The 10,639-nt window shown below is 69.9% G+C and carries 13 protein-coding genes; 6 read left to right on the top strand and 7 right to left on the bottom strand.

Annotation, left to right across the window (positions count from 1 at the left end; translation table 11 throughout):
* Positions 1-8 precede the first annotated feature (8 nt).
* The 4 genes from ACR5MH_RS21105 to ACR5MH_RS21090 all read right to left on the bottom strand — a co-directional run bounded on the left by ACR5MH_RS21105 (position 9) and on the right by ACR5MH_RS21090 (position 2,368).
* Positions 9-242, bottom strand: a complete 234-nt coding sequence (locus tag ACR5MH_RS21105; RefSeq protein WP_431348969.1) for an EsaB/YukD family protein — start codon at positions 240-242, stop codon at positions 9-11.
* Positions 243-721: 479 nt separating this feature from the next.
* On the bottom strand, positions 722-1,012 hold the full coding sequence (locus ACR5MH_RS21100; RefSeq protein WP_369962389.1) for a WXG100 family type VII secretion target: 291 nt from the start codon (positions 1,010-1,012) through the stop codon (positions 722-724).
* A gap of 130 nt (positions 1,013-1,142) precedes the next feature.
* Entirely contained in the window at positions 1,143-1,580 is a 438-nt protein-coding gene (locus tag ACR5MH_RS21095) for a 2'-5' RNA ligase family protein (protein WP_431349478.1), read from the bottom strand.
* Positions 1,581-1,618: 38 nt separating this feature from the next.
* Entirely contained in the window at positions 1,619-2,368 is a 750-nt protein-coding gene (locus ACR5MH_RS21090; RefSeq protein WP_431348967.1) for a phosphoglyceromutase, read from the bottom strand.
* Between the two features lie 17 nt (positions 2,369-2,385).
* Here ACR5MH_RS21090 and ACR5MH_RS21085 point away from each other — a divergent pair, with 17 nt between their 5' ends.
* Complete coding sequence (locus ACR5MH_RS21085) at positions 2,386-3,222, top strand: class I SAM-dependent methyltransferase (RefSeq protein WP_431348966.1); 837 nt, start codon at positions 2,386-2,388, stop codon at positions 3,220-3,222.
* A gap of 203 nt (positions 3,223-3,425) precedes the next feature.
* Here ACR5MH_RS21085 and ACR5MH_RS21080 read toward each other — a convergent pair whose 3' ends face one another.
* The 3 genes from ACR5MH_RS21080 to ACR5MH_RS21070 all read right to left on the bottom strand — a co-directional run bounded on the left by ACR5MH_RS21080 (position 3,426) and on the right by ACR5MH_RS21070 (position 5,604).
* Positions 3,426-4,538: a YgfZ/GcvT domain-containing protein gene (locus ACR5MH_RS21080; protein WP_431348965.1), complete on the bottom strand. Its 1,113-nt coding sequence runs from the start codon at positions 4,536-4,538 to the stop codon at positions 3,426-3,428.
* Position 4,539: 1 nt separating this feature from the next.
* On the bottom strand, positions 4,540-5,136 hold the full coding sequence (locus tag ACR5MH_RS21075; RefSeq protein WP_431348964.1) for an FABP family protein: 597 nt from the start codon (positions 5,134-5,136) through the stop codon (positions 4,540-4,542).
* 126 nt (positions 5,137-5,262) lie between these two features.
* Complete coding sequence (locus ACR5MH_RS21070) at positions 5,263-5,604, bottom strand: hypothetical protein (RefSeq protein ID WP_431348963.1); 342 nt, start codon at positions 5,602-5,604, stop codon at positions 5,263-5,265.
* A gap of 148 nt (positions 5,605-5,752) precedes the next feature.
* Here ACR5MH_RS21070 and ACR5MH_RS21065 point away from each other — a divergent pair, with 148 nt between their 5' ends.
* From ACR5MH_RS21065 to ACR5MH_RS21045, 5 genes are all read left to right on the top strand, one after another.
* On the top strand, positions 5,753-6,445 hold the full coding sequence (locus ACR5MH_RS21065) for a response regulator transcription factor (protein WP_431348962.1): 693 nt from the start codon (positions 5,753-5,755) through the stop codon (positions 6,443-6,445).
* 108 nt (positions 6,446-6,553) lie between these two features.
* Positions 6,554-8,767: an RNA degradosome polyphosphate kinase gene (locus ACR5MH_RS21060; RefSeq protein WP_431348961.1), complete on the top strand. Its 2,214-nt coding sequence runs from the start codon at positions 6,554-6,556 to the stop codon at positions 8,765-8,767.
* A 28-nt stretch (positions 8,768-8,795) separates the two neighbouring features.
* The gene (locus ACR5MH_RS21055; RefSeq protein ID WP_433862684.1) at positions 8,796-9,698 is read left to right on the top strand and encodes an NUDIX hydrolase; all 903 of its coding nucleotides are present in this window, start codon (positions 8,796-8,798) and stop codon (positions 9,696-9,698) included.
* Positions 9,699-9,800: 102 nt separating this feature from the next.
* Positions 9,801-10,322: a hypothetical protein gene (locus tag ACR5MH_RS21050; protein WP_431348959.1), complete on the top strand. Its 522-nt coding sequence runs from the start codon at positions 9,801-9,803 to the stop codon at positions 10,320-10,322.
* 21 nt (positions 10,323-10,343) lie between these two features.
* Positions 10,344-10,580, top strand: coding sequence for a hypothetical protein (locus tag ACR5MH_RS21045; RefSeq protein WP_431348958.1), 237 nt, complete (start codon positions 10,344-10,346; stop codon positions 10,578-10,580).
* The last annotated feature ends 59 nt before the right edge of the window (positions 10,581-10,639 follow it).

The following is a 10,639-nucleotide window of genomic DNA, read 5'->3' as shown; positions in this document are numbered from 1 at the left end:
TTACCTGGTCAATTCACAATCTGAAGGCGGTCGCCGTTGCCGATCCCGAAAGAGGAGATGAAGTCGTGCCCGCTCACCGCGAGGGCCTTGTCGTCCAGCACGAACGAGAAACCGTCCGGCAGGAACGTGCCCTTCGCGGCGAACGCGTCTCGGATCAACTGCCGCAGCCGGTCGAACCGGACGGCGGCGGGCACCAGGAGGTCGATCTGCCGGTGGGCATACACGAGGGTGATCTCGATCACGACGCCGCCCGGCTTCTTCTCGCCCAGAATCGTCCCAGCACGAATCCCCCACCAACACCAGCGGTACCGCGACCGCGGCCAGCACACCGAACAAGACAGGGGACTCCTCGCGTTGGTCCGAAGACGATGCGATCACGTCGGAGGAGTAGTCCTCGAACAACGCTGCTCGCACCGACTGGTACCGCTCACCGGTTGGCCGGGGTCCGGCGAAATCCAGGTGCTCGACGACGTTCAGCCGTTCGACGGACCGTGCCCGTTGCTGGTCGGCTCGCGCGGAGAGGCGGTCGGAGAACAGGCTGCTTCGGATCGCGAACTCGCCGGAGGAACCGGTGCCGACCGAATCGTTGACGAGGACGGTCGTGTTGAGGCTCAGCTTGCCCGCGCCGTCCGAGTCGTCGGTCACAGCCAGAGCCGTGGGCGCGCCGATCGTCAGACCGATCGCAAGCGCACCCACGGCCACACCCGCGGCGAGGATCCGGTCAGAAGCCGAAGCTCTGCGCATCCTGCGCGTCGCGCTCGGCGATGGTGTCCGCGTACTTGTTCAGCTGCTCGTTGATGTTCACGAGCAGCTCCTCGAACTTCTTCACGCTCTCGTGGAGCTGGTTGTACTGCTCGAGGTAGGCCTGGAACGCCTGGCCCTTCCACTGGTCGGCGATGGTCGAGTTCATCTGGTTGACCTTCTGGATCGCCTGCTCGATCTCTTCCTTCGAGCGGGTGTAGACCTGAGCCTGCTGCTTCAGTTCTTCCGGTGTAACGCTGATCTGGCCCATGAGAAACCCCTGTTTCGACACAAAACGTACTACCGCGTAAAGCGGAGTATTTCGGCTTCGAAGCTACAAGCTCGCGCGCACCGTGTCAAATCTCGAACCTGACATGCGACCATACACATCCCGACCACGGTCAGAGGAGTGGGATACGCGCGGCGATCCTGCGGGAGCGGGCGGTGCGTTCAACAAGCGCGAGCTCGACCAGGGAGGAATGGTCGCCGGGGGCGAGCGCGGCCGAGCGCTGGTCGCTCGCGTGCGGCCGGTAGCCGCTGCGGATGTGGCGCGTGTCGGCGATCACGGCGCCTGCGGCCTCCAGCGCGTCGACGCACGCCACATGCAGCGCGAGCAGCGCTGGCGACGGCCGGACCAGCGTGACCGGCACCGCGCGGCGGTGGCCGAACGACGCCCGCGCCCCGGCGACGACCGGGATGCGCGGCCCGTGCGGGAGAAGCGCGGCGAGCGCGTCCGGCTCCAGCTCGGTCTGGAAGGGCGGAACGACGGTGATGTGCAGCGGCCAGTCCCCCGCGGCGAACTCCCCCGGAACGACGACGTCGCCGCCGCGTTCCGGCAGGAACGCGACGACGACGTACGACGGGAGGGCCGTGAGGCCTACTTCTTGCCCTGGGCCGCGACGGCCGCGGCCCCGGCGGCGGCGGCCTCCGGGTCGAGGTACACACCGGGCTCGATCGGCGCGAAGGTCTCGTCCAGCTTGTAGACGAGCGGGATGCCGGTCGGGATGTTGAGCTCGGCGATCTCCTCGTCGGAGATGCCGTCGAGGTGCTTGACGAGCGCGCGCAGCGAGTTGCCGTGCGCGGTCACCAGCACCGTCTTGCCCTCGGCGAGGCTGACGGTGATGTCGGACTCCCAGTACGGCAGCATGCGGGCGATGACGTCCTTCAGGCACTCCGTGCGGGGCAGGTCGTCGCCCAGGTCGGCGTAGCGCGGGTCGTTCGCCTGCGACCACTCGCTGTCGTCGGCGAGCGGCGGCGGCGGGACATCGAACGAGCGGCGCCAGAGCTGGAACTGCTCCGGGCCGTACTTCTCCAGGGTCTCCGCCTTGTCGAGGCCCTGCAGCGCGCCGTAGTGACGCTCGTTGAGGCGCCAGGAGCGCTCGACCGGGATCCAGAGCCGGTCGGCGACGTCGAGCGCGATGTTCGCGGTCTGGATGGCGCGGGTGAGCACCGACGTGTAGAGGATGTCGGGCGCGAGGCCGGACTCGGCCAGGAGCTCGCCCGCGCGGGTTGCTTCGGCGACGCCCTGGTCGCTGAGCCGGACGTCGACCCAGCCTGTGAAGAGGTTCTGCTGGTTCCACACGCTGTTGCCGTGGCGGAGGAGGATCAAAGTGTAGGGGGTGGGCATGCGAATAATCTTGTCACATGCCTTCTCCCTCCTACCGCGCTCCCGGCGCGGTCGGAACGGTGACGCGGGGCACCACGAACACGAACCGGCTGCGCCGGGTGGACCGCTGGATCGCCGCCCTGCCCGAACTGCGCCGCACGGGCGACCCGCTGGTGGTCGACCTCGGCTACGGCGCGAGCGGCGTGACCGCTTTCGAGCTGCAGCACCGCCTGGCGAAGACGCGCCCGGACGTCGAGGTGCTCGGGCTGGAGATCGACCCCGGCCGAGTCGCGACCGCCGTGGCCCAGCTCGAGTCGGTGCGCGCGGGCGGCACCGGCTTCGATCCGCGGGCACGGGTGGGCTTCGCGGTCGGCGGGTTCGAGGTGCCGCTGCCGGCGGGGCGGCACGCCGCCGTGATCCGGGCGTTCAACGTGCTGCGCCAGTACGACGAGTCGGAGGTCGCGGCCGCCTGGGAGCGGATGCTCGGCCGGCTGCAGCTCGGCGGCGCGCTCGTCGAGGGCACCTGCGACGAGATCGGACGGATCGCCAGTTGGGTCACGCTCGACCGGACGGGGCCGCAGACGTTCTCCGTCTCGCTGCGGCTGCGCGGGCTCGACGCGCCGAGCGTCGTGGCCGAGCGGCTGCCGAAGGCGCTCATCCACCGGAACATCCCCGGCGAGCGCGTGCACGCCTACCTCGCGGACCTCGACCGGCTCTGGCGCGTCCATTCGCCGCTCGCCGCGTACGGGCCGAAGCAGCGCTGGATGGCGGCGGCGCAGGGGATGCGCGACGCCGGCTGGCCGATCGTCGGCGGCCGGTCGCGCTGGCGGCTCGGCGAGCTCACCGTGGCGTGGGAGGCCGTCGCCCCGGCGTAGGCAACGGAGGACATCTGCGTCGCCGCAGCCTCGGATGTCAGTCAACGGAGGAGATCGCAGCCGCTCGCCCGCTGGTTTCCTCCGGTGGCGGCGGGTGGGGCGGCCCCGGTGTCGCGCGCGGAGGAGATCGCGGCCATCGGAGGGCGGATGTCCTCCGGTGGCCGCGATTTGGGGTGGGCGGGGGAGGATGTCCTCCGTTGGCTTCAGCCTCGGGGAGTGCGGGTGACGGCGCCCAGGCGCGGGAGGTGGGGAACGTGCGCTTCTGCTCCGGCCTCCGGCGGCACGACGATCTCCTGGGCGGCCGCGACCGGCGTGCCGTCGGCGTCCACGGTCAGCGTGGCCGTGGCGTCGGTGCCCCGCTTCACGATCGCGAGAGCGATCGGACCGAGCTCGTAGTGCAGCGCCGACGAGGTGACGGTGCCCACCACTCGCCCGTCGAGCGTGACCTCGGCGCCGCGGGACGGATGGACTCCCTCAGACCCGTCAAGGTGGAGCATCACCAGGCGGCGCGGCGGGTGCCCGAGGTTGTGCACCTTCGCGACCGTCTCTTGACCGCGGTAGCAGCCCTTGGTGAGGTGAACCGCCGTGCGCAGCCAGTCGAGCTCGTGCGGGATGGTCCGCTCGTCCACCTCGGTGGCGAACCGGGGGCGCCACGCGGCGATCCGCAGTGCGTCGGCAGCGAGCGTCCCGGCGACGGCGAGCTCCCCGGCCTCCACGCGGACGACGATCGACGGGAGCGCGTCCCGCGGCACGACGCGCTCGCTCCAGCTCCAGCTCGCGCCGGGGTGCTCGCCGCGCGCGTACTGGTGGCCGCCGGGCGTCACGGCGTGCCACGGGTCGTGCCAGATCAGCGGAACGCCGTTCGGCGCGGCGATCGGCAGCGGAGGCTCGCCGAGCGTCCCGATCGTCGCGAGCGCCTCGGTGTGGTCCGCCAGCTCGACGCGCAGCATGAAGCGCATCGAGTCGAGCCAGGCGAGCAGGCCGGCGGCCTCCGGCCGGTCGACCAGCAGCCACAGCGTCGAGCCGTCTTCGACGAGGCGCACCGCATGCTCCACACGACCGGTGACGTCGAGCAGGAGGGTCTCGGAGGACTCGCCCGGCTGCAGCGCGAGCAGCGACTGGCTCGTCAGCGAGTTGAGCCAGCTCAGCCGGTCCGGGCCCGTGATCGAGAGCACCGCACGGTCGGACAGGTCGACGATCGCGCCGCCCTCGAGGAGGGCGCGTTGCTCCGCGAGCGGCTTGCCGTAGTGCGACGGGACCCCGGCATCCGCGATGTCGACCGCGCCCGGAAGGGAGAGGAAGGGCGACGCGTCCACGTCAGTCGACCTTGGCGAGCCGGGCGGAGGCGTGCGTGCGCAGCTCCTGACCGAGGGCCGCGATGTCCCAGGCCCACAGGAGGTGGCCCTCGACCAGTCCGTAGAGGCGGGTCGCTGCGCTGTACTCCTTGGCGCCGGCCGTGCGCACGACGGCGTCCGTCGCCAGGTCGATGCGCGGGCCGTTCACCTGGCCGATGTAGAGCTCGCTGACCCCATCGGGGTGGATGATCGCCACGTCGATGTCGAAGCCGCCGCTGGAGGCGCGCAGAGTCTCGACGGCCTGAGCGGTGCCGAACGGCCGGACGCCCTGACCGGGCAGCATCGCCGGGCCCGGATCACCCTCGATCAGGGTGCGGCTGAGGCGCCAGTAGCCGGTCTCCGCTGCGAGCGGGGTGCGGTCGTCGTCGAGCACCCACGAGGTCGCAGAGTAGTTGAGGTAGGCCTCGCCGTCGTGGCTGAAGCTCACCCGCTGGCCGAACTCGAGCTGTGTGTGCTCCTCGCCGAGGGCGTAGTCGACCACACCGGTCCCCTCCCAGACCCCGATCAGCCAGGAGAGCGGGACGAGTTCGGCCGGAAGATCGGTGGGGAGCTCGATCATGCCTAGCGCTGGCCGCGGAAGAGGTTGTAGACCACGACGCCGGACACACCGAGGATCGCGAGGGTGGCCAGACCCAGCAGGCCGATGAAGAAGAGTTCGAGAGCGACGAGCATACGGCCAGTCTAATCAGTGCCCGAGCGTGACGAGGCCGAGGATGCCTCCGATGACGCCGAGGATGACGAAACTCCCGGTCAGCGTGGTCGCCAGCCGGTTGACGAACCCGTCCTTCCGCTGGGTGGCGAGCTGGGCTCCGAAGGACGCGAGCACGGAGACGCCCAGCGCGAGCGACAGCCAGGACGCGTACTGGATCGGGTGGGAGAGGAAGGCGATGAGCACGCCGAGCACGAGGGCGAGTGCCCACACCCCGCCGACGCTCAGCGCGACCATCGAGCGCGGCATCGGCTCGGGAGGCGGCCCCGCCGCGGCGGCAGGACCGAGAAGGCCCGGATCGGACGGCGTCTCGCTCATCCTCCTATTGTGCCGTGCGCGGGGCGAGGCCGCCTCCCCTCCGTGACGCCTCCCCTCCGTGACACCTCCCCTCCGTGACGTCCGCGATCTGCCGCCGTAAGCGTTTCCGGTAGCATTGCGGCACGAAGACGGGCGAGGAGGATACTGGGTGGCGCAGCTGTTGATCCTCACGTCCGCCCCCGACGCGGAGGTGCTTCCGGCTCTCGGTCTCCTCAGCCACCGCGTCCGGCAGATCCCCGCCGAGCCTGCCGCCCTGGTCAACGCCCCCGCCTGCGATCTCATCTTCGTCGACGCACGGCGCGACCTGGCGAGCGCGAAGTCGCTGTGCAAGATCCTCACCACTACCGGCATCACCGTCCCGCTGCTGCTGGTGCTCACGGAGGGCGGCCTCACCGCGGTGAGCGCCGACTGGGGTGTCAACGACGTCGTGCTCGACAGCGCCGGCCCGGCGGAAGTGGACGCGCGCATCCGGCTGGCGATCGGCCGGCAGACGCAGGAGCACTCGCAGACCAAGATCCAGGCCTCCGGCATCACGATCGACGAGGCGAGCTACTCGGCCAAAGCGCACGGGAAGGCGCTCGACCTCACCTTCAAGGAGTTCGAGCTGCTGCGGTTCTTCGCCACGCACCCGTCGCGCGTGTTCACCCGCGAGCAACTGCTGAGCGAGGTGTGGGGCTACGACTACTTCGGCGGCACCCGCACGGTGGACGTCCACGTGCGAAGGCTGCGCGCCAAGCTCGGCGACCTGGAGTCGCTCATCGGGACGGTTCGGAACGTCGGTTACCGCTTCAATGTGTACGAGGACGAGAACGACCGTCTGCCGTCGTCGGTCCGGCCCTGACTCCTCTCCGCGCGTGGGCTGTCCTCCACAATCGGACAGCGATGTCGTTTCTCCACAGTTAACCGAAGCTCGTGCCTCCACCTGGGCGGGCGGTGCCATGATGGGGGCATGGACGGCGAGCGCACGGCACTGGACAACGGCCTACTCGACAACGGGCTGAGCGGCAGCCTGGGCAGCGACTTCGACGACGACTTCGCCCCTTTCATCTATGAGCCGGACCCGACGCTGCCGGACGGCCGCTACCTCGACCGCGAGCTGAGCTGGCTGGCGTTCAACCAGCGGGTGCTCGAGCTCGCGGAGGACCCGCTGCTGCCGGTGCTGGAACGGGCCAACTTCCTCGCGATCTTCGCGAGCAACCTCGACGAGTTCTTCATGGTCCGGGTCGCCGGGCTCAAGCGGCGCATCGCCACCGGTCTCGCGGTCCCGACCAACATCGGCCGCGCGCCGCAGGACGTCCTGGCCGACATCTCCGAGAAGGCGCACGAGCTGCAGGTGCGGCACGCCAAGGCGTACCGCGCGTTCGTGCTCCCGGCCCTGGAGGAGGCCGGCATCACCGTTTCGTCGTGGGACGAGCTGGACGAGGCCGACAGGGCGCAGATGCGCGAGGTGTTCTCGCAGCAGATCTTCCCCGTGCTCATGCCGCTGGCGGTCGACCCGGCGCACCCGTTCCCCTATATCTCGGGCCTGTCGCTGAACCTTTCGGTGCGGGTGCGCAACTCGCGCACCGGCAAGGAGCAGTTCGCTCGCCTCAAGGTGCCGCAGATGCTGCCGCGCTTCGTGCGCATCGACCAGCGCGAGGGCCTCGGCCAGGTGCGCTTCCTGCGCCTGGAGGATCTGATCGCCAACCACCTCGGCGACCTCTTCCCCGGCATGGAGATCCTCGACCACCACGTCTTCCGCGTCACCCGCAACGAGGACGTCGAGATCGACGAGGACGAGACCGAGAACCTCATTCAGGCACTGGAGCGCGAGCTGCTGCGCCGCCGGTTCGGGCCGCCGATCCGGCTCGAGGTCACCGAGGACATGGACGACGTGACGCTCGGCCTGTTGGTGCGCGAGCTCGACGTCACCGCGCAGGAGGTCTACCGCCTCCCCGCCCCGCTCGACCTCGGCGGACTGTTCGACCTGGCACGCATCGACCGGCCGGACCTCCACTACCCCAACCACGTGCCGACCACGGCTCCGCAGCTCATGCCGAGCGAGCCGAACGCCAAGCCCGACGTCTTCGCCGCCGTCGCGCGTCAGGACATCCTGCTGCACCACCCGTACGAGTCGTTCGCGACGAGCGTGCAGGCGTTCCTGGAGCAGGCGGCCGCGGACCCGCACGTCCTCGCCATCAAGCAGACGCTGTACCGCACCTCGGGCGACAGTCCGATCGTCGAGGCCCTCATCGACGCGGCGGAGGCGGGCAAGCAGGTGCTGGCCCTGGTCGAGATCAAGGCGCGGTTCGACGAGCAGAACAACATCTCCTGGGCGCGCAAGCTCGAGAAGGCCGGCGTGCACGTCGTCTACGGACTGGTCGGGCTCAAGACGCACTGCAAGCTCGCGCTGGTCATCCGCGAGGAGAAGGGCGTCCTCAAGCACTACAGCCACATCGGCACGGGCAACTACAATCCCAAGACCTCCCGGATCTACGAGGACCTCGGCCTGCTGACGGCGGACGATCAGGTCGGCAAAGACCTCACCCGGCTCTTCAACGAGCTGTCCGGCTACGCGATCGAGAAGAAGTTCAAGCGTCTCCTGGTCGCGCCGCTGCACCTGCGCAAAGGGCTGCTGAAGCGCATCGACACCGAGGCGGCGAACGCGGCGGCCGGCCGGCCGTCCGGCATCCGCATCAAGCTCAACTCCATCGTCGACGAGGCGATCATCGACGCCCTCTACCGCGCCAGCCAGGCCGGCGTGCCGGTGGAGCTGTGGGTGCGCGGCATCTGCGGCGTCGTGCCCGGGCGCGAGGGGCTCTCGGAGAACATCCGGGTCCGCTCCGTGCTGGGCCGGTATCTCGAGCACTCGCGCGTGTTCTCGTTCGTGAACGACGGCGAACCGCACGTCTACATCGGCAGTGCCGACATGATGCACCGCAACCTCGACCGCCGCGTGGAAGCGCTGGTGCGCTTGACCGACCCCGAGCATCTCGCCGAGCTCGGCCGCCTGTTCGACCTCGCGTTCGACGAGCGCACCGCGGCCTGGACGCTCGCGGAGGACGGCGTCTGGACCCGGCACCACCTGGACGAGAACGGCGCACCGCTCACCGACCTCCAGACCAAGCTGATGCAGCAGGCCGCCCACCGTCCGCGCTCGGCCCGCACGGGAACCAGGCGGTGAGCCTCGCCGTCTACGCCGCGGGCGCCCTCTGCTGGCGCGTCGTGGACGACAAGATCGTCGTGCTCGTCGTGCACCGCACCAAGTACGGCGATGTGACGATCCCGAAGGGCAAGGTCGACCCGGGGAGACGCTCCCGCAGACGGCGGTGCGCGAGATCCTCGAGGAGACCGGGCTCGCCATCACGCTCGGCGTGCCGCTCGGCACCTCGGCCTACCCGCTCAGCTCAGGGCGCGAGAAGATCGTCCACTACTGGGCGGCGGAAGTGGTCGACCAGGCGATCGAGCGCTCGACCTTCGTGCCCAACACCGAGATCGCGGCGATCGAGTGGGTCACGCTGAAGAAGGCGCGCAGCTACCTCACCTACGAGCGCGACGTGGAGATCGTGGAGGCGTTCGAAGCGCTGGTGCGCCAGGGCGTCACCTCCACGTTCGCGCTCATCGCGCTGCGCCACGGCAAGGCGGTGCCGCGCGGCGACTGGTCGGGCCCCGACGCCTCGCGCCCGCTCACCGACCGCGGCGTCCGCCAGGCCGCCGGCGACGTGCCGACCGTGCTCGCCTGGAGCCCCAAGCGCATCCTCACGAGCGACGCGGTGCGTTGCGTGGCCACCGTCGCACCGCTCGCCGCCTCGACCGGGATCAAGCCGCGCCGCGAGCCCGGCCTCAGCCAGGACGCCTACGAGGACGGCGACGGGGAAGTCCGCACGATCATCGGCAAGCGGGTGCGCTCGCGCAAGACCGCGGTGCTCTGCAGCCACGGGCCGGTGCTGCCGGAGATCCTGCGCGAGATCGCGCTGGCCACCGGCACGATGCCGGGCGGTTACCTCACCGATGCGGCCGACCTCGACACCGGCGGCTTCTCGGTCGTCCACCTCTCGGCGACCAACCCCTCGTCGGGCATCGTCTCGATCGAGACGTACGCCCCCGCAGAATGAGCCAGGCGTGAAATACTGATGTTTATTTGAGATTCTTCAGAGTATGACGCTAGATTGGCACGGCCGTCCCACTCGGGACGGCCGCACCAACCAAGGGGAAGCATGCTCTCTACCACTCGCACGCGCCTGACGCTCGGCGCCGCAGCCGCGGCCGCCGTCATCGGCGGACTCTTCATCGCCGCGCCGGCGAACGCCGCCACCGGCGAACTCACACTCGCGAACTCGACCTTCACCGCCGGCGACTGGGGCTCGGGTCTCGACGTCTCGGGTTCCGGCTTCACGGCCGACACCACCGTCACCATCACCGTGAGCTACACCGACGGCGGCACCGTCCTCGGTCAGCAGGACGTCACGGCGGACGCCACGGGCGCCTTCGCGAACGAGGTGTTCACGCCGTCCGCCAGCCTCCCGCTGCCAGCGGTCGACGAGGACGTCGTCGTGCAGGCGACCTCCGCCGACGGCGACACCTCCAACACGATCGCCCTCGACGTGCGCGCGCCGCAGGGTATCTCCGCCAACACGACGACCATCTCGACGGAGGACCTCACCGACGAGAATGTCGGTGTGGAGATCACGGCGTCGGGATACACCCCCGGCGAGACGGTCACGTTGTCGGCCGTCTAAAACGGCGACGCGCTCCCCACCATGACCTTCGTCGCCGACCGCAGCGGAACCGTCTCCGCGGGGGTGTACCTCGCGCAGGGCACAGCCGAGGCCGGCCAGATCGAGTTCACCTTCACCGGCGAGACGTCGGGCGTGGCCCAGTCCATCACGATCACCGTCACCGGTGACACCATCGTGCAGCCGGGCCCGCTTGCCCCGGCGCCGATTCCCGACGCCGCTCCCCGCACCCCGGGCAAGCTGCCCGTCGTGAGCGGCTGAGAGCCGGAACGACTGTACGGCGGGGTGGGCGCGTTCAGCGTCCGCCCCGCTTCTCGTCG

This window comes from Streptomyces sp. L7, assembly GCF_050990935.1.
Lineage (GTDB): Bacteria > Actinomycetota > Actinomycetes > Actinomycetales > Microbacteriaceae > Leifsonia.
The sequence above is the reverse complement of the archived record's forward strand: the minus strand, read 5'-3'. Positions and strand labels throughout refer to the sequence as shown.

Excerpts from the sequence above, each read along its gene's own strand:
- ACR5MH_RS21050 (WP_431348959.1), top strand. The coding sequence starts at position 9,801 with ATGCTCTCTACCACTCGCACGCGCCTGACGCTCGGCGCCGCAGCCGCG.
- ACR5MH_RS21045 (WP_431348958.1), top strand. The coding sequence starts at position 10,344 with ATGACCTTCGTCGCCGACCGCAGCGGAACCGTCTCCGCGGGGGTGTAC.
- ACR5MH_RS21090 (WP_431348967.1), bottom strand. The coding sequence starts at position 2,368 with ATGCCCACCCCCTACACTTTGATCCTCCTCCGCCACGGCAACAGCGTG.
- ACR5MH_RS21100 (WP_369962389.1), bottom strand. The coding sequence starts at position 1,012 with ATGGGCCAGATCAGCGTTACACCGGAAGAACTGAAGCAGCAGGCTCAG.
- ACR5MH_RS21075 (WP_431348964.1), bottom strand. The coding sequence starts at position 5,136 with ATGATCGAGCTCCCCACCGATCTTCCGGCCGAACTCGTCCCGCTCTCC.
- ACR5MH_RS21060 (WP_431348961.1), top strand. The coding sequence starts at position 6,554 with ATGGACGGCGAGCGCACGGCACTGGACAACGGCCTACTCGACAACGGG.
- ACR5MH_RS21070 (WP_431348963.1), bottom strand. The coding sequence starts at position 5,604 with ATGAGCGAGACGCCGTCCGATCCGGGCCTTCTCGGTCCTGCCGCCGCG.
- ACR5MH_RS21085 (WP_431348966.1), top strand. The coding sequence starts at position 2,386 with ATGCCTTCTCCCTCCTACCGCGCTCCCGGCGCGGTCGGAACGGTGACG.